Raw genomic sequence first — 16968 nt, forward strand, 5'->3', positions numbered from 1 at the left:
TAAAGCCTAACGACAGCAGGTCCGACGCAAAACTTCTACCCGGCGGCAGAAGTAAGCCTTAAACACATAAGATTATAACAGAGTATAAAGGCATTGTCAAGAGGTAAATGACTTTGCTTTATGTTAAATAAATGTTAAAAAACGCTCCTTGTGGTTGACAAGTTTTTAACAAAGCTTTATAATGAAATTGACAGAAAGCATATATAATATTATATGACAGCCTTGAAATTTTATATACCGATAACAAAGAAGGGAAAACTATGAATTTAACTCATCTCAGATATATGGTAGAGGTCGAAAGACTTGGGTCTATCACAAAAGCAGCTTCAGCACTTTATATGGGTCAGCCTAACCTTTCAAAAGCCATAAAGGAAATGGAAAGAGAAGTTGGCATACCGATTTTTAAAAGAAGTGCAAAGGGTGTTGTTGCCACAGAAAAGGGCAAACAGTTCTTGCAGTATGCAAAGGCCATACTTGTGCAAATGGATAAAATGGAGAGCCTTTATAAGGATAATGGTGAAAACGCTGTGAACTTCTCTCTGCTTTTGCCAAGGGCAAGCTATATAACCCACGCTTTCACTTGCTTTGTGAACAAGTTAGGCACGAATGTGGAACTTGACGCAAAAATAAGGGAAACAAACTCCATGGAAGCCATAAACGCAGTGGTGGAATGCGAATATAACATGGGTATAATCCGTTATCCTGTGGCGTATGAGAGCTTTTTCATGTCTATGATAGAAGAGAAAAATCTGAAATATCATAACGTGTGGGAGTTCGATTATGTACTTATCACAAGCGAAAACAGCCAGCTTGCTAAAGAAAAAGAGATAAACGAAACTGTCCTTGATAAATACATAGAGGTATTGCACGGCGATAATATCGTGCCGAACATCTCAGCGACTTACCAGAAGAAAAACGCTGAGCTTAATAATCACAGCAGGCATATTTACGTCTATGAGAGAGGAAGTCAGTTCGATATCCTCTCGGCTTGTCCAGACTCATTCATGTGGGTAAGTCCTTTGCCAAAGGAGATATTGAAGCGTTATGGCCTTGTGCAAAGAGTTTGTCATAGCTTCAAAAAGACCAATAAGGACGTTCTTATCTATCAGAGCAATTACCGCCTTAGCCATGCGGATCAGATGTTCCTTGATGAGCTTGAAAGGGTAAGAAAAGAGATATCAGAATAATTTTTAGCATAAAAATGCGGGCGAACATGAAAGGTGTTCGTCCGCTTTTTGTTTAACAAGATCTAAGCCCTGAGCATATTATAGGTCAACGTGACTACAGAATATGCCGCCGTCCTTTGTAATGTCGATATAGGCATAGCTTGCAGGCTTGCCGTCTCTCGGCTGACCTGCACTGCCGGGGTTTAAAATGTGGATACCCTCCTCATAGGCATAGTAGCGGCAGTGTGTGTGTCCGAAAAGTGCTATCTGTGCGCCTATTTCCTTGGCTTTGTAAAAAAGTCTGTCGGTAGAGTATTTCACGCCCCACTTGTGGCCATGGGTGAAAAATATCTTTATACCGTTATCGGTCATGTATATGTCATTTTCGGGAGTGAGCGAAGCAAAGTCGCAGTTTCCTGATACGTTTACTATCTTTTTGTCAAGATACTGCACTCTCAGGCTGTCAAGGTCACGTTCACCGTCACCAAGAAAAATAAACAGGTCGGCGTCGCCGTTTCTCTTGAATATTTTGTGCATTGCAGAATAATTTCCATGAGTATCCGAAAAAACGATTATTCTCATAGTTACACCCCTTTACCAGTTATAACAAGCAATATTATAACATAAATATTTATAAATACTATAGAAAAAAGGAGAATTTTTTATGAGCGCAAAAAACAGCTTCAATTCTATGGATCCAAAAGCCATGCAGGCGCTTCTTGCAGTGGCTTCAAGAAAGCTAGGCACTACTCCTGATGTGCTGAAAGGTCAGCTTGAAAGCGGAGTTTATGACAGGGCGCTTCAGGGTATGCCACAAAACGAGGCTATGATGCTTCAAAAGGCTTTGTCAGATCCGAAAACTGCCGAGAAAATATTGTCCTCACCACAGGCAAGGGCGATATTCAAAAAGCTTCAGGGAAAATAGTATTTTACAGGGCAAAAGCTTGAACAGGCGGTGAAATAATTGGACGATCTGATGAACAAAATACAGAATGTGCTTAATGACGAGGAAAGCATGAAGCAGATAAAGGAGCTTGCGGATATGCTCACGGCGGATAACGGCGGACAGGGAGAACAGGGCGGTCAGAGCGAAGCTCCACAAAGCCCTCAGAACATGGACTTTTCTCAGCTTCTCCAAAGCCTAGGCGGCGTTTCTCCACCTGCGGAAAGCAAGCCTGCGCAAGCGACACAGGCAGGGGGTCTTGATATTGCAAAGCTTATGAAGATACAAAGCATTATGCAGTCAGCTTCAAAGCCCGATAAAAATATCCAGCTTCTTCTTGCTCTGCGACCTCTGCTGAAAGAAGAAAATCAGGCGAAAATAGACAGGCTCATAAAAATATTCAAGCTTTTTGCGGTCTATCCCGCACTGAAAGAAAGCGGGCTTCTGGGAGGTGATCTGCTTGGCTTATTCTGATGACAATAATTTCACCACCATGCAGGAGGAAGCCATTCGCCGTGTGAGAGAAATGCAACGGCGTTCACGAAGCATTGTGGGCGCAAGCCCTGATAGCGAGCCTGCACCACCTAAAGCAGAGGAAACCCCTCGCACTCAGAATGCTCATAGCCCACAAAAATCCCCTCAGAGCAGTTCGCTTTTGAGCGGTCTGCTTGGGGGGAATTTAGGCGATATAAAGATAGACGAGGAAAAAGCCCTTATCGGTCTGCTTATTTACATATTATACAAGCAGGGCGCAGACATAAAGCTTCTTCTGGCGCTTGGTTACCTTCTTCTCTAAAGCGTCCATTCAAGAAGTGCAAGCATAGAAGTATCGGAGAAAATATCGGAAAGATAGCTGTCGTCATATATCCTGTCCATGTTGTCACCTGAGTATTCTATCTCCTTGCAAAGCTCCTTGACGGTTTCAAAGCGTGCGTGAGCGTCCTGCTCACGACTGAGGTTTATGACCTCTGCGGCAAAAACGAACACTATCATAGCCTTTATTTTTGACATCAGGTCGAAATCTCTCACAGCTTTAAGAAAATATCTGTATACAAAATACACCGCAAGCTTTTCGTACTCACCGCTCGTCTGAGCCTTTAAGGGTGCGGAAAGCTTTTTCACAAAGCGGCTTGCGTCTTTTATCTGCTGTGGGAGAATGTCGCCTATAAAGTCAAGACGTTCAAGATACGAAAGCATATTTTCGGCATTTTCCAAAGGCTTTTCAGGCAAAGCCTTTTTCAAGCTCTCCACACGCTCTGCAATTATCTCAGGGTGGGAAAGTTCCTGGGCAATGGCTTTTATCTCCTCTGTATCCTCTTCGTCAAGAGCATATTGTATCTCCGCTGACGCTGAAAGAACGTTCACAAGCCTGTCATGGAGAGAATATTCCCTGTTTTGAAGCAGGTCAATGAAAGCCGTCCGTGCAAAAAGCATGGTTTCAAGAAGCTGGGGATCGAACTCAAGGTCGTCAGGCTCTTCATCTATCTCTTTGGTAAAAAATCTCACAGGTTCATCATCGGAAAGATACATTCTCACAGCTTCTTCGCAGGCAAGTCCCACGCCTGCCTCCTTGTAATCTCCAAACCACTCGTAAAACCTCGGGTGTTCACGGCATATGTCTGAGATGTTTTCCTCACCGTAAGCAAGCTGAACAGAGCAAAGCCCCTTTTTGTTGAGCATAGGGCATTTGCCGTCGCAGTGGACAAGATATTTCACGCCCTCGTCTTCCGTAACTGAGTTCACAAACTTCCTGCCTATATCATTGTCAAGCTTTTTGTAAAAGCCGTAGGTGTCTTCGTCTATCTCGATATCCCAATCGGTCATACAGCAGTTGTCAGAACACTGCGAGCCGGTGCAGACAAATTTATCAAATATCTCAGGGTAAAAAAGCTTCATATAAATATCTCCTTATGAGGTGTTGACCTTATTATAATACTAATGCTTTTATCTGTCAACTTTCAGACTAAAAAAGGCAGACAAGCCACCTTGTCCACCTTTTGTCACTCTTGTGTGAAAACTATCCATTTTATGTTTTTGGGGCTTATCTCGTCAAGATACTCTGATGGCACTGTGACAGTTATCTGCCGTTTTGAAGTCGCCCCTGCCTTGTTCTCGGGTATCTCTTTAGCCACATATATGAAAAGGGAATCCTTGTCCTTGACCGCCCTTACTGCTTTGTAGTCGATATGCTCATATCCCGAAAGCTCTCCTTTTAGAAAAATAACATGGTTGTTGAAGCCGCCTTCGTTTTCAAAAGCTTCCATATCCTTTTTCATTTCCTGAATTTGCAGCTCACCATTGTATTTCAAATAATATTCACTGAAATCATCATAATTTGAAAACATTTTTTGATAGGGGAATGTCATGTTGGCTTCACTGCTGCACTTGTATATCTTTTGCTCAAAAGGAACGTCTGTAAGCTCACTTGTTACATTCTCTGTCTGATAAAGCTTGTTGCTTCCTGCATAATATACTGTCAAGCCGTTTTCACAAACGCTGTAAAGGCTGTCGGCAGAAAGTTTTTTTGAGAAAAGCTTCATGCTGCCCTCAGAAAAGTCCTCAGATTCTATGGTAAGAACACCGCTGTCACCCTCCAAAGAGCTTTCAGCATGTATCACCTGCGTGCTTGTGCATACTGTTATCTCAGCCTCAGTGCCGCTTTTTACGCACTCACAGAACTCAGCCCAGCGCATATCACTTTCTTCCGAAGAGTCCATGAAAAGCATACCATGCTCTTTAGCCGTGTCAGCGGTTATCTCACTGCCGTTCCATGCCGAGAAAAATATCTTTGCAGGGCTGTCAACGACTTCCTCTTGTTCGATAAACGAGGAGTTTTTAGTATTGACCACGCTCTCTTCAGATCGACCGCAGGCTGAAAAAAGGGTCAGGAAAATTGCAGCAGACAATGCACCGCAGATAATTTTTTTATGCAACTTCCTGCCCCCTTGCTTTTATACTATAAGGGCAACGCCTTCCAAGGCACGCCCTTAAAACTCATTATATCACATTTTGTTGATTCTGTTAATATGTATTTTAATCAAATTAGTAAACGCCTATTTGGCTATAATGTCAAAATATCGGTGTAAATATGGCAAATATCTCAAGAAGAGGGCTTGAAGAGTGAAATGTGACAATATTGTAATTAAACTGTCATTGACATTGATGATAAAAAATATTATAATATATTTATGTACCTGTGCTTTGTTTGCAGGTGTGCAGGTGTGTTCCTGCAAAAGGAGGCGAAATGTGACGGCTTGTGCCGTGCAATATATGGATAATAACAAGAATAACGTTTCCCGCAAGGCTTCGGGAAATACGGCGAGCGTTGTCGCAATAATAGTTGTGGGCATATTTGTGCTATGCGTGATACTTCTGCTTGCCAAGGGGCTTTTTGCAAGCAATAGTTCAGAAGTGCCAAAGGGTATAAATACTGCCACCATAAATACAAATGAGTCTGTGGCTGAGCCAGTGAACAGTACCGCCCCTGCGGATACGTCCGTTACTGATAACAGCAGTGTGGACGAAAGCGGTGCGGTAACAGATGTGTCCAGCGACGAGTCTAGCCAGACAGATGTGCTTGAAGTAATGTATGTCACAGAGTATGCTTATCTTCATGTGGCACCTGATAATGACGCTGAGAATATCGTTTGTATGTCACCGGGTGTTCAGGTAAACGTTCTTGAATATGAGGATAACGGATATGTGAAGATAAATTTCATGAACATAGACGGTCCACTCACAGGATATATTTATAAGGATTATCTTACAACAGACAGCTCTATAGCAGTACAGTGGTAAAAAATACAGCGCCGCACAAAAGAATGTGCGGCGTTTTTGGATATGGGGGCTTTGAAGTGCCGAAATATAATACTTTTATCGAGGATAAAAACGGAGAGCGCATTGACTTTATCCTTGACGTTGCCAAAAGAAGTCGCCTTAATATGGGTATGCGTGACGGCACTTTGACAGTGCGTGTGCCTTACGGCTGTTCAAAGCAGCAGCTTGAAAGCTTTATTAATAACAATCTGGGCTGGATAAAAGAGCAAAAAGACAAGGCGGCGGTGGGTCTGCCGAAAGATTTCTGCCATGGCGAAAGGCTCAGACTTTTGGGAAACGAGCTTACCCTGACCTTTGTTCAGGCTGATAAGTATTTTTCTCCCAAGATAGAGGACGGCAAGCTTCTTATTGCCGTGAACAAAACCAGCGACCAGACCTATGTAAAAGAGCAGACCACTAAGTTCATAAACGATCTCACAGTGGCGGAGATAACAAAAAGTATGCAGAAAATGTCTGCCTCCACAGGGCTTGTGCCTGAAAAGGTCACAATAAAACCGCTGACAGCAAGCTGGGGAAGATGTATCTCAAACAGGCATATTTCCATAAACTCAAAGCTTATCGTTTTCCGCAGAGAGTGCATTGATTACGTCTGCCTCCACGAGCTTTGTCATTTGGTCTTTATGGATCACAGCAAGGATTTCTGGGCTTTGGTGGGCAAGTTCTGTCCCGATTGGCGAGGCATAAGAGAAGAAATGAAAGGCTGACCATGCAGGCATACCCTACAAAATATACTCATGTGCTTTGTAGGTATTAACTATTGACAAATACAAGATATTGTGGTATCCTTTTATTGTGGCAACAATATGTATAACAAAGAAAAATGGAGGTAATGTAAAATGGTAAATGTGAACGTAACAGGCGGGGAGATGTCCCAGGCAGAGATAAATTCATATATCGACAGGGCTCAGAAGCTTTACCCTGAAAAGACTATCCAGACTATCGACCTAAAAATAGACGGCGACTTTGTTGACGTTGATTATCACTTTGCAGATGTGCCTTTTCAGCGTATAAGAAGAATAACAGGCTATCTTGTTGGAACTCTCGACAGATTTAACGACGCAAAGAGAGCGGAGGTCCGTGACCGAGTAAAGCATGGTCTTGCAAGCCCCAGCATATCAGAACAGTAAAAATGAAACACGGCATATGTCACCGAAAAAGTGGCATATGCCGTATTTTTTTATGGAAGTGTATTGGTGTAGCTTTTTAGACCTTGTTTCCGCAAACGCTGCAAAATTTGGCGCCGCTCTTCAGCTCTGAGCCGCAGTGAGGACACTTTTCAGGTGCGGTCTGCTCCACAGGCTGTTCAGCCGTTTCTGTAGGTGGTTCTATAGGCTCTGTCTGTTGTGGTATCTCAGGCTCAACTACGCTCTGTGACATAACAGGCTCGGCATTGTCGGGCTTTCTGAACTGTGACATATCAGGCTGAGCAAAACTCTGTTCTTGCGGTGTAGTCATTGGGATAGGCGCAGGGGCCTTGTCAGGCGTCTTTGCGGCAACAGGTATCTCAACGGCGAAATCTTCGCCCATAAGTCTGCCTGCAATAACAAGTCCACCGATAAAAAGCAGGAAAGCCGCAATAAATGGCAGAACATCATCAGCAAGTGAAAGGGCTACCCTGAACTTGTCATTGTCATAGCCCATTGTTATAGCGTTTGAGAAGTGACCTTTTACCGTAACATAGTATATCATTATGCCCTTTGTTATCATCACAACAAGCGGGAAAAGGATAAGAAAGCCTGCGAATGCACCATCAAGCTTTTTCTTGCCCTTTGCTCTTGCAGATGTGAAAAACGCCACAAGGCTGAATATGGCGAGTGCGCATGAAAGACCATAGGTGTTCACATAAGCGAAAATGTCGGGGGTGAACAAAAAGTCTATCTTGTTTGTGAAAACGTTGTTGTAAACGAGCTTTCCCACAGGGTCAGCCAGTGCGCCTGCTGCCGAGAGAATGAATGCGAAAAAACTCAGCAGACACAGGGACATTCCTGCATATGTAAGCTTCTTTGTGTAGATCTTTTTTGCCATTTTGATTAGTCCTTTCATTTGTGAAGTCTTTATCCGCTGTCCGAAAAAATAGGGGCGGATAGAATTTCCGTCCCTATTATAATACTATTTTATAAAAGCCTTGTCAATAGATTTTTTTCGCAGCTTTCGTCGCTATTTATCGTTTTTGCCGCTATCCTCGTCCTCGCCGAGAATATTTTTCATCATCTCGTTTATGTGCCGAAGCTTTTCGTCATCATCATTGTCAGGTCGGTATATCCTCAGTGGCTCGTCCGTTGTATCAGTTGTGTCATTTATCACAGGGGTTGTGGCTTTCTCACTGCTCTCAGCCGTAAAGTTAGCTTTTGCAAGCACCTTTTTCATGACTTTTCCACGCTTATATTCAAACAGGAATATAAGCACCAGCAGGGCAACACCAAAGCCCGTTATGATAAGAGATACTTTCCAATAGTCAGGTGAGAACTTCATTGTTATCTTGTTTTCACCCTGCTCCAAAGGGATAGTTATAAGGCTGTCAAGAGATTTTTCAGCCGTCACCTTTTTGCCGTTCACAGTGATAGTCCAGCCGTTTTCATATGGTATGGTTGTGAACAGTACAGAGCCGTCATTTTCAGCATTAACAGAGCCTTCGAGATAAGTGTCCTTAAAGCTTGTGACCTCAAGCACATTTTTCTGCATATCAGCGCAGGTCTGTGCAAAGCTGTCATAATCAAAGGTGTAGAAAAGCTGGTCTTTCCAGTAAGCTTCGTTATCGTCATTTGCCACCGTTATGCGTATGCGAAGCTCCTGCCCCTCATAGAATTTGCCGAGATTCATAATGGAATAATTGTCACCCACAAAGAACTGACCTGCATATTCCATAGGCTCAGAGCCGTCCATATAATCGTCCTCGTCCTGTATCCACACGTTGCAGGAACGTTCATATTTGGTTGGAAGATACATATAAAGATATGAGTCCTTATCCATTTTCACAACATAGTCAATGTGACATTCTGCAATGGAAGTGTCTGTAGGGAAGTATTTCGTGTGTCCGTCAGTGAGCTGAGATGTAGAAACGTTCTCCATTTCGCTGTTTATAACAGGTATCTTTGTGAAATATTCCTTTGTTGTGCCTGCGAGGGCGTTGAATACCATGTTTTGATTTTCAAAAGGATTATCTTCAGAAAGTGACACGTCCTCAATACCAGGCGAAGATACCATGCCAAGACCAAGAGCGTTAGGGTTGTTGTAGAATTTATATGTTGCGTCGCCCTCGGTGTATTCTGTAGTAAGCTTGTATTCCTCAGGGACTTTAACTCTTGTGCCTACAAAAGAGGTGTTACCCGTTTTGTCCATAAGATATTTTATGTCAAACAGAGCGTCCGTCATGAACGTTGTGCCGTCATATTTTGTGTAGTGTCCGCCGTAAGCATAGCCAAGCTTGTGGAGCATCATAAGGGCAGGTGCGTTCATTGTTGAGCTGGAGTGTGAAATGCCTTTGTAGCCTGTTCCGATAGGGTCGTTTACAGTTCTGTGGAAAGTTGCCTCCATGCGGTAGAAAAGCGATGGGTCATATTCCTTCATCATTGACACAGCGTTTCTAGTCTGGGTCATGTAAGGCTCATAGGAAGTGTATTTGCTGTATGCAACGTCAGTGTCTATCTTGTCGATAGTGTCAGCGCTGTTTGCAAAAAGCTCAACCGCAAGAACGCCTACCATTACGATACAAACAGCCTTTGATTTTGGATATTTCTTGATAAGATAGATAAGTGTGAAATATGCCGCCAGAGCTATCATGGATACCCATATGCCTTGTATAACGTTTGTGGTGTCGCCTGTTTCACTTGTCTTTGTTTCAAAAAGCTGGAAGTGAGAGTAGTTCTCACGCTCACACCAGAAGAGGAATACCATAAGTCCGAAGAAAATTCCGCCGATGTTCTTTGCGGTTATGCCCTCGAGGTTCTCAAACGCCCTGAATGCCATTACTATCATCAGGAATGAGAATATGAAAGAATATCTGTAAGGCAGCCAGTTCGGCACTTGGAAGCCGTGCATTGCCATATCAGCAGGCTTTATATACATTAGTATTACTAGCAGGAAAGTGAGCAGACCTGTAGAGGTCTTTTCTTTCATTGTTATCCTGTCGTTCATAAAGAACAGCGGAACAAGTATCAATACAGCCGTTCCGCAGTATATCATAGGCATACCCTCAGGGTAAACAGTGTCATATGACATTGGGAAAAGCTTTGTTATGAACGTGAGAAAATCAAATTGCGTTGCAAGTGAGAAATCAGGGTCAGTGAACTCAAACTTGCCGAGCTTCAAAGAATTGTAAACGGTTATAAGAACGAATGCCGCACACATAAGCGCAACAAGCGTGCCCATACCGAAAGCTACACAGCGTGAGAAGAACTTTTTTGGCAATATCCTGCCCTCTCTTGAAAGGCAGTACCAGCAGAAGTAGAAAAACGTGAAAATTCCCACCATATAGCCGATGTAGAAATGTGCAATGAACATAAGCGCCAGCGGCACTATATAAGGCACAAGCTTGCCCTCATCAACGAGCCTGTGAACGCCCCAGCATATAAGCGGCAGATAGATAAGTCCGTCAAGCCACATAGGGTCCATAAGTTGTACCACCATGTATGACATAAGAGCATACATGGTAGGGAATATGATAAGTGAGATAGTCTTAGGCTTCTGCACTGATATCTTTTTTAAGAAGAACATGAACGTCACAGCCGCCGTGCCTATCTTTGCAAGCTGTAAAATAAGGATAGAGGTCGCCATCATCGTTCTCGGCAGCAGCACAAGTATCAGCATAAAAGGACTTGCAAGATAATATGCAAACACACCGAACATTTCTCCGCTGAGGTTTCGTGACCAGTTGTAGATAAAACTGCCGTTGCCATGGAAAGCGTCACGGAACTGCTCGTAGTAGTAAACATACTGGCCGTTCAAATCAAGCACAAGCACCGAGCTGTCGCCTATAGGGTGTATCTTGAAAAACGCATAGGCTGAAAACATTATTGCCACAGGCAGAAAAAACACAAAAAAGTACAGCCGCTTATCATAGCACCATTTTTTTATAAATGAAAGGGGAGATGTTTTAGTCTTTTCCATTCTTTTTCTCCTCGTCGTCTTTTCTTATGATATCACGGATTATGTATCTAGGTCGCTGTTTTATCTCCTCGTATATCTTTGAGAGATAAAAGCCTATTATTCCAAGACTGAACATTATTATACTCGATGTGAGAAGCTGTAGGATTATGACAGTTGAAAATCCTACCGCCGACGCACCGATAAGCTTTTTGATAAGGGTGTGAAGTCCCAGTATGACAGAGAAAATAAACGTTATAACACCGCATACTGTCACTATCTGCAAAGGCGCAGATGTAAAAGAGGTTATGCTGTTTATGGCGAATTTGAAAAGCCCCTTTACAGACCACTTTGATTCGCCTATCTCTCTGTCAGCAACGTCAAAATATACACGCTCCGTCTTGTAGCCTACCCAGCTTGACATTGCTCTGAAAAACGTCAGTCTTTCAGGCATTGCATTCAGTGAATCTACCACAGCCCTGTCAAGAAGCTTGAAATCGGAAGCCGCTTCCATGTCGAGTCCGCTTGACTTGTTTATCATCTTGTAAAACCACAGAGAGAAAAATTTGTATACAGGGTTTTCCTTTCCACGGGAATTTTTTCTGCCCTCAACAATGTCAACGTCATTGTTTTTCCAGATGTTGTACATCTCGATTATGACCTCAGGAGGGAACTGCAAATCACAGTCCAGCAGTACGCAAGCGTCGCCCTTTGCAGTTTCAAGTCCTGCGAAAATTGCGCTCTCCTTGCCGAAATTTCTTGAAAAATTCACGCCCACGATATGCTCGTCATTGCGTGCAAGGTTTGAGATTATATCCCATGTTCTGTCCTTTGAGCCGTCGTTTACAAAAACAAGCTCATAGTCTATACCGTTTTCGCTTAGAAGCTTTGAAACAACAGAAGCACATTTTGCAACGTTGCCCTCCTCGTTATAGCTTGGTATTATTATTGATAGCATTTTTCGTTCTCCTATTCTTTATTGCCTTTATACACAAAACAGAACGCCATTTGTGAACATGACGTTCTTGAAATATCCTTATTTGTTTTCTCTTTCACGGCGTTTTTCATAATCTGTCCTCAGCTTGTTGAAGTTGTAAAGCATGATGAGCAGGAAAATATACACAAGTATCTTTGCTATTGCCGCAATAACGCCTGCAAGGGTGGTGACGAACTCTATTGGTATTAGCCTGTTGAGCAGGTCGCCTCCAAAGTAAATAAACGTCATAAGAGCAAGCTTGTTGAAACTGCCCTGAAGCCTTACAATGTTTGAAACGTCTTCCACAAGCTCTCTGTGGCTGTCAAGCGCCACAAGGAACATTCTCATAAGGTTCAGTGACATATAGACAGTTGCCGCCGACAGCAAAATGCTTATAACGTTCGCCGCCATTGCCGCAGGGGAGAGAAGTTTCAATAGAAGCTGACATACCACCGCAAGAGCGCACATAGCGGAAGAAGTGTAAGCAGGCTTTTTAAGATGTGCGAAAGCGTCAGTGCGTTCTTCAGCCTCAGCCGTTCCCACTGCGAAAAATAAAAAGCCTACAAGCTTTATAACGTAATTAGAAGTCCAGCCTGCGTTTAGCATGAAAAGCATGAAAAACGAGCCGACCATAAAGAAATTCATTGTTTAAGACCCTTTCGTAGCTGATTATACCTATTTATTATATCTCATTTATATACCCTTGTCAACCGAAAACGCCTTGTTTTCACCTTTTGTACACAAAGCGTCAGCCCTGTATTCCGTAGGTGACACACCCTTTGTCTTGTGGAATATCCGTGAAAAATAAAGGCTGTCATTATACCCTACCGACCTTGCCACAGCCGACACAGGAAGCTCAGTTTCTTCCAGTAAACGGCAGGCGGCGTTCACACGGAAATCAGTTATATACTGTGCAGGAGAAAGCCCCTCGTATTCCATGAAAGCTCGATATAGCGTGGCACGGCTCACGCCAACGAAATCGGTGGCATTCTCGACCCCTATCCCAAGGGTGTAGTTATGTGCAATGTAGTTTTTCGCCTTTGTGACATATCCCTTTGCGGTGCTCCCCGAACGGCTTTGACTTCCCGAGCGTTCCATAAGAATGCCCAGCGTGATGTAAAGCTGACCTGTCATTTTCACAAGATCTGAGCTTCTGTTTCCACTAAGACGATAAATGCGTTCAAGACTGTCTTTAAGCTCGCTTCCAAAGTCTGCGGAGATAACGGGACATTCTCTTGTGAAGCCTGCACGATCAAGGATAAATTCAGCGTCAGAGCCGTTGAAGCCTGCCCAGTAGTATTCCCATGGGTCGTTCTTGTCGGCAGTGTATGTTATAACAGTGTAGGGGTAAATGAGAAAAGTGTCCCCTGCGCTAAGGTGATACTCTCCCTGCGGTGTTTTGTATACGCCCTTGCCACTTATGATGTGGTGGATAAGATAATGGTCACGAACACCGCTTCCCCAACTGTGAAGCCCCTGACATTTTTCATAGCCCACGTTGTATACTGACAGCGAAAGTGCGTCCGTCTGGTCTGATTTAAAGGAATGGCGGTCTGTATTCATTCTGTGTGTTCCTTTCTGTGAGATGGTCTGTTATAGATATGATAGCATATTTTTATTCTCTTTGCAACAAAAATCCATGTGTTTGAAACAAAAATAGTATTGCAAAAACGTGAAAATATGGTATAATGTAAGTGTAAGAAAAAACCTGACATATTTGGGAGGTAAAGAATATGGCAAAAATACTCGTTACAGGCGGAGCAGGATTTATCGGAAGCCACACCTGCGTTGAGCTTCTTGAAGCAGGCTATGAAGTAGTTATAGTTGATAACTTTTCAAACTCAAAGCCGGAGGCTCTTAACAGAATAAAGAAGATAACAGGCAAGGACTTTGCTTTTTATGAGGCAGATCTTCTTGACCTTGCGGCGCTCGAAAAGATATTTGAAGAGAACAAGATAGACGCTGTTATACATTTTGCAGGTCTTAAAGCGGTTGGCGAATCTGTTCAGAAGCCTGTTGAATATTACCACAACAACATCACAGGCACTCTCATGCTTATCAAGGCAATGAGAAAATACGGCTGTAAGAAGATAGTTTTCTCATCTTCCGCAACAGTTTACGGCCCTGTAAACAAAGCTCCATATACGGAGGATATGCCTACATCAGCAACAAACCCTTATGGCTATACAAAGGTAATGATAGAGCAGATACTGAGAGATGTTTATGTTTCCGACAACGATTGGTCAGTTTCACTTCTGAGATACTTCAACCCTATCGGCGCACATAAGAGCGGTCTTATCGGCGAAGACCCTAACGGTATACCAAACAATCTGCTTCCTTACATTTGTCAGGTAGCAGTAGGAAAGCTTGAAAAGCTCGGCGTGTTTGGTGACGATTACGATACTCCTGACGGAACAGGCGTAAGAGATTATATCCACGTTGTTGACCTTGCTAAGGGTCACCTTTGCGCAGTCAAGTATGTAATGGAAAACAAGGGTGTTGAAGCCGTAAACCTCGGCACAGGAAAAGGCTCAAGCGTTTATGACGTTCTTCACAGCTTTGAAAAAGCCTGCGGAAAGAAGCTTCCATATGTAGTAAAGCCAAGACGTGCAGGCGATATCGCAACCTGCTATGCTGATACAGCAAAGGCAAAGAAGGTCTTTGGCTGGGAAGCACAATATGGTCTTGATGAAATGACAGCAGATAGCTGGAACTTCATTAAGAATAATCCTAACGGACTTTAATACGAAATATATTTAAAATATATTGTTATTGGTTTTATTATGGAGGATTATTTTGGACGACAGAACTTTTTACTTTTATACAATCGCTTTTATTTTATGTCTGCTTTTGTTATCATTAATTGTTCCATTGTATCGGAAACATAAAATTAATGACCAAATTAAAGGACTTGCAAACAATACGCTTGAAATGACGCCAAAACAATTTATGCAAATGCGTAAACAATCATTAGGTGGACGTGGAAAGCCGTCATATGCTTTGAAAAAAAATTTTGCTGGTGTTTATATACTATACAATAAAACCAAGAATAAGTATTATGTTGGGCAGGCAAAACAGATACTAAATAGGGTAAATGCTCATTTTACTGGTAAAGGCAATGGCGATGTGTATGCTGATTATAAGTATGGTGACGAGTTTACTATAAAAATGATTGCACTTGAAAATAGCGGCTATAAAACGTTAAATGAGTTGGAACGAAACACAATATCAGTATATAATGCATTTTCTAAAGGCTATAATAAAACTAGAGGAAATAAAGGGTAGAGTAATTCAACATAATAATTTTCCTAGGCAGGGACACACAAAAAAGTGTGTTCCTGCTTTTTTCACCCATACGATAATGCGACAAAAAAATCCCACTGTAAGTGATAATATATTTTCAGCGGATAAAACGAAAAAATGAAAGGAATGATAAAGCATGAATGTGGAGATAAAAAACTATCCGTCAGCCAGAACTCTTGTGGCAGAGATATGCGGCGATATCGACCACCATACAGCGAAATATTTCAGGGGAGAGATAGATAAAGCCATTAGAAGCCATAACCCTCTTACCCTTATCCTCGACTATTCTCAGGTGACTTTTATGGATAGCTCAGGCATCGGACTTGTTATGGGCAGATACAGGATAATGTCAGAAATGGGTGGCGAGGTGATAGTGGCGTCGCCTCCTGCTTATATCCGAAAGGTCTTGCAGCTTGCAGGTATGCACAGACTCACAAAGATAGTCACGGATATTGCCCCGTATATACAAGAGAAGAAAGCAGCTCAGGAACAGAATGAAAGCCCCGATGACAAAACAAAGGAGAGTGATAAAATTGAAACGAAAACCCCTTAATGAAATGAAAGTCAGTTTTCCCAGCTATTCTGAAAATGAGCGCTTTGCTAGAGTTGCAGTCAGCGGTTTCCTTACTCAGCTTGACCCTCAGATCGACGAGCTTGCAGATGTCAAGACTGCAGTGTCAGAGGGAGTCACAAACGCCATTGTCCACGGATACCGAAACACCCTAGGGGAGATATTCATGCAAATAAGGATATTCGAGAACAGACACGTCTACATAAAAATAAGGGATAAGGGCTGCGGTATCGCTGATGTAGAGCAGGCTATGCAGCCGCTTTTCACCACTGCACCTGAGGAGGAAAGAGCAGGCCTTGGCTTTGCGGTCATGGAAAGCTTTATGGATAAAGTGAAGGTGCGCAGCAAGCTTGGAGAAGGAACTACCCTTATCCTTGAAAAAACCTTGAAAGAAAGAGTATAAAATGAGCAGCATAGTCGAGACCCCTCTTGCAGAAGAAAATCTGGGGCTTGTTCACCTGTGCGCAAACCGCTTCCGCAACCGTGGCATAGAGTATGACGACCTCTACGGTGCAGGCTGTATAGGTCTTGTAAAAGCTGCGAAAGCCTTTGACAGCGACCGTGGTGTGAAATTCTCCACCTATGCAGTGCCAGTGATATTAGGGGAGATAAAAAGGCTTTTCCGTGACGGTGGCACGATAAAAGTGTCACGGAGCATAAAAGAGCTTTCCATGCGCCTTGTAAGAGAGCGTGAGCGATTTTCCATACAGCAGGGGAGAGAACCTACAGTAAGCGAGCTTTGTGAGCTGTCAGGAGAAAGCGAAGAAGCCGTTACCCTTGCCATGAACGTCGCCCTGCCCCCTGTTAGTCTTACTGAAAGCTCAGATGAAGACGACCGCCACGGACAAATAGATATCCCTGTTGATGCTCCTGACATAGAAATTGCTGACAGGCTCTCTCTCCGCCAGGTCATAGCTTCCCTTGAAGCGGAGGATAGAAAGCTTATATACCTGAGATATTTTCAGAATAAAACTCAAATGGAAACGGCAAAACAACTTGGTATGTCGCAGGTGCAGGTGTCAAGGCGAGAAAAAAAGCTGCTCACTTTAATGCGTGAACAGCTTAAATAATATCATTACAGTGGGCGGCT

The 16968-nt window shown here is 43.0% G+C and carries 20 protein-coding genes; 12 read left to right on the plus strand and 8 right to left on the minus strand.

The window, feature by feature from the left end; genetic code table 11:
• Window positions 1-260: 260 nt before the first annotated feature.
• A complete protein-coding gene (locus RBI_RS01945; RefSeq protein WP_022286543.1) occupies window positions 261-1187 on the plus strand; it encodes a LysR family transcriptional regulator in 927 nt (308 codons plus the stop codon).
• Between the two features lie 78 nt (window positions 1188-1265).
• Here RBI_RS01945 and RBI_RS01950 read toward each other — a convergent pair whose 3' ends face one another.
• Complete coding sequence (locus RBI_RS01950; protein ID WP_038670631.1) at window positions 1266-1748, minus strand: metallophosphoesterase family protein; 483 nt, start codon at window positions 1746-1748, stop codon at window positions 1266-1268.
• An 82-nt stretch (window positions 1749-1830) separates the two neighbouring features.
• On the opposite strand from RBI_RS01950, the gene RBI_RS01955 reads away from it, so the two are divergent.
• From RBI_RS01955 to RBI_RS01965, 3 genes are read left to right on the plus strand one after another with little or no spacing between them, the layout of a single operon-like run.
• Window positions 1831-2091, plus strand: a complete 261-nt coding sequence (locus RBI_RS01955) for a hypothetical protein (RefSeq protein ID WP_022286541.1) — start codon at window positions 1831-1833, stop codon at window positions 2089-2091.
• 39 nt (window positions 2092-2130) lie between these two features.
• The gene (locus tag RBI_RS01960; RefSeq protein ID WP_051706296.1) at window positions 2131-2583 is read left to right on the plus strand and encodes a hypothetical protein; all 453 of its coding nucleotides are present in this window, start codon (window positions 2131-2133) and stop codon (window positions 2581-2583) included.
• Entirely contained in the window at window positions 2561-2905 is a 345-nt protein-coding gene (locus RBI_RS01965) for a hypothetical protein (RefSeq protein ID WP_242843659.1), read from the plus strand. The genes RBI_RS01960 and RBI_RS01965 overlap by 23 nt, the downstream gene beginning before the upstream one ends.
• Here the strand turns inward: RBI_RS01965 and fliB are convergent.
• Window positions 2902-4005, minus strand: a complete 1104-nt coding sequence (gene fliB / locus RBI_RS01970; protein WP_051706299.1) for a flagellin lysine-N-methylase — start codon at window positions 4003-4005, stop codon at window positions 2902-2904. The two genes, RBI_RS01965 and fliB, sit on opposite strands and share 4 nt — an antisense overlap.
• A gap of 104 nt (window positions 4006-4109) precedes the next feature.
• Window positions 4110-5042 carry a hypothetical protein gene (locus RBI_RS01975; RefSeq protein ID WP_038670635.1) on the minus strand — a complete coding sequence of 311 codons (933 nt, stop codon included), beginning with the start codon at window positions 5040-5042 and terminating at the stop codon, window positions 4110-4112.
• A gap of 313 nt (window positions 5043-5355) precedes the next feature.
• On the opposite strand from RBI_RS01975, the gene RBI_RS01980 reads away from it, so the two are divergent.
• From RBI_RS01980 to nrdD, 3 genes are all read left to right on the plus strand, one after another.
• Window positions 5356-5907 carry an SH3 domain-containing protein gene (locus RBI_RS01980; RefSeq protein ID WP_022286536.1) on the plus strand — a complete coding sequence of 184 codons (552 nt, stop codon included), beginning with the start codon at window positions 5356-5358 and terminating at the stop codon, window positions 5905-5907.
• Between the two features lie 56 nt (window positions 5908-5963).
• Window positions 5964-6650, plus strand: coding sequence for a M48 family metallopeptidase (locus RBI_RS01985; protein ID WP_038672940.1), 687 nt, complete (start codon window positions 5964-5966; stop codon window positions 6648-6650).
• Between the two features lie 132 nt (window positions 6651-6782).
• Entirely contained in the window at window positions 6783-7073 is a 291-nt protein-coding gene (nrdD, locus tag RBI_RS01990; protein ID WP_038670637.1) for an anaerobic ribonucleoside-triphosphate reductase, read from the plus strand.
• 76 nt (window positions 7074-7149) lie between these two features.
• On the opposite strand, the gene RBI_RS01995 is transcribed toward nrdD, so the two are convergent.
• The 5 genes from RBI_RS01995 to RBI_RS02015 form a co-directional block, all read right to left on the minus strand.
• The gene (locus tag RBI_RS01995) at window positions 7150-7971 is read right to left on the minus strand and encodes a zinc ribbon domain-containing protein (protein ID WP_038670639.1); all 822 of its coding nucleotides are present in this window, start codon (window positions 7969-7971) and stop codon (window positions 7150-7152) included.
• 132 nt (window positions 7972-8103) lie between these two features.
• The gene (locus RBI_RS02000; RefSeq protein WP_081855913.1) at window positions 8104-11052 is read right to left on the minus strand and encodes a YfhO family protein; all 2949 of its coding nucleotides are present in this window, start codon (window positions 11050-11052) and stop codon (window positions 8104-8106) included.
• On the minus strand, window positions 11039-11986 hold the full coding sequence (locus RBI_RS02005) for a glycosyltransferase family 2 protein (protein WP_022286531.1): 948 nt from the start codon (window positions 11984-11986) through the stop codon (window positions 11039-11041). The genes RBI_RS02000 and RBI_RS02005 overlap by 14 nt, the downstream gene beginning before the upstream one ends.
• Window positions 11987-12064: 78 nt before the next feature.
• Window positions 12065-12649, minus strand: coding sequence for a hypothetical protein (locus tag RBI_RS02010; protein ID WP_038670641.1), 585 nt, complete (start codon window positions 12647-12649; stop codon window positions 12065-12067).
• 48 nt (window positions 12650-12697) lie between these two features.
• A complete protein-coding gene (locus RBI_RS02015) occupies window positions 12698-13567 on the minus strand; it encodes an AraC family transcriptional regulator (protein ID WP_022286529.1) in 870 nt (289 codons plus the stop codon).
• Window positions 13568-13737: 170 nt separating this feature from the next.
• On the opposite strand from RBI_RS02015, the gene galE reads away from it, so the two are divergent.
• From galE to RBI_RS02040, 5 genes are all read left to right on the plus strand, one after another.
• Window positions 13738-14748, plus strand: coding sequence for a UDP-glucose 4-epimerase GalE (gene galE, locus RBI_RS02020; RefSeq protein ID WP_038670643.1), 1011 nt, complete (start codon window positions 13738-13740; stop codon window positions 14746-14748).
• Window positions 14749-14800: 52 nt separating this feature from the next.
• Window positions 14801-15289: a GIY-YIG nuclease family protein gene (locus RBI_RS02025; RefSeq protein ID WP_038670644.1), complete on the plus strand. Its 489-nt coding sequence runs from the start codon at window positions 14801-14803 to the stop codon at window positions 15287-15289.
• A 154-nt stretch (window positions 15290-15443) separates the two neighbouring features.
• Window positions 15444-15860, plus strand: a complete 417-nt coding sequence (locus RBI_RS02030; RefSeq protein WP_022286527.1) for an STAS domain-containing protein — start codon at window positions 15444-15446, stop codon at window positions 15858-15860.
• A gap of 4 nt (window positions 15861-15864) precedes the next feature.
• Window positions 15865-16281: an anti-sigma F factor gene (gene spoIIAB, locus RBI_RS02035; protein WP_038670646.1), complete on the plus strand. Its 417-nt coding sequence runs from the start codon at window positions 15865-15867 to the stop codon at window positions 16279-16281.
• Between the two features lies 1 nt (window position 16282).
• Window positions 16283-16948 carry a sigma-70 family RNA polymerase sigma factor gene (locus tag RBI_RS02040; RefSeq protein ID WP_022286525.1) on the plus strand — a complete coding sequence of 222 codons (666 nt, stop codon included), beginning with the start codon at window positions 16283-16285 and terminating at the stop codon, window positions 16946-16948.
• Window positions 16949-16968: the final 20 nt, after the last annotated feature.

This window comes from Ruminococcus bicirculans (ex Wegman et al. 2014) (genome assembly GCF_000723465.1).
GTDB classification, from domain to species: domain Bacteria; phylum Bacillota; class Clostridia; order Oscillospirales; family Ruminococcaceae; genus Hominimerdicola; species Hominimerdicola aceti.

What these genes read in the sequence shown, in the direction of transcription:
- RBI_RS01955 (WP_022286541.1), top strand. Translation starts at nt 1,831, where the DNA reads ATGAGCGCAAAAAACAGCTTCAATTCTATGGATCCAAAAGCCATGCAG.
- fliB (WP_051706299.1), bottom strand. Translation starts at nt 4,005, where the DNA reads ATGAAGCTTTTTTACCCTGAGATATTTGATAAATTTGTCTGCACCGGC.
- RBI_RS01950 (WP_038670631.1), bottom strand. Translation starts at nt 1,748, where the DNA reads ATGAGAATAATCGTTTTTTCGGATACTCATGGAAATTATTCTGCAATG.
- RBI_RS02010 (WP_038670641.1), bottom strand. Translation starts at nt 12,649, where the DNA reads ATGAATTTCTTTATGGTCGGCTCGTTTTTCATGCTTTTCATGCTAAAC.
- RBI_RS02000 (WP_081855913.1), bottom strand. Translation starts at nt 11,052, where the DNA reads ATGGAAAAGACTAAAACATCTCCCCTTTCATTTATAAAAAAATGGTGC.
- RBI_RS02040 (WP_022286525.1), top strand. Translation starts at nt 16,283, where the DNA reads ATGAGCAGCATAGTCGAGACCCCTCTTGCAGAAGAAAATCTGGGGCTT.
- RBI_RS02030 (WP_022286527.1), top strand. Translation starts at nt 15,444, where the DNA reads ATGAATGTGGAGATAAAAAACTATCCGTCAGCCAGAACTCTTGTGGCA.
- RBI_RS01995 (WP_038670639.1), bottom strand. Translation starts at nt 7,971, where the DNA reads ATGGCAAAAAAGATCTACACAAAGAAGCTTACATATGCAGGAATGTCC.
- nrdD (WP_038670637.1), top strand. Translation starts at nt 6,783, where the DNA reads ATGGTAAATGTGAACGTAACAGGCGGGGAGATGTCCCAGGCAGAGATA.
- RBI_RS01945 (WP_022286543.1), top strand. Translation starts at nt 261, where the DNA reads ATGAATTTAACTCATCTCAGATATATGGTAGAGGTCGAAAGACTTGGG.
- spoIIAB (WP_038670646.1), top strand. Translation starts at nt 15,865, where the DNA reads ATGAAAGTCAGTTTTCCCAGCTATTCTGAAAATGAGCGCTTTGCTAGA.
- RBI_RS02015 (WP_022286529.1), bottom strand. Translation starts at nt 13,567, where the DNA reads ATGAATACAGACCGCCATTCCTTTAAATCAGACCAGACGGACGCACTT.
- galE (WP_038670643.1), top strand. Translation starts at nt 13,738, where the DNA reads ATGGCAAAAATACTCGTTACAGGCGGAGCAGGATTTATCGGAAGCCAC.
- RBI_RS02005 (WP_022286531.1), bottom strand. Translation starts at nt 11,986, where the DNA reads ATGCTATCAATAATAATACCAAGCTATAACGAGGAGGGCAACGTTGCA.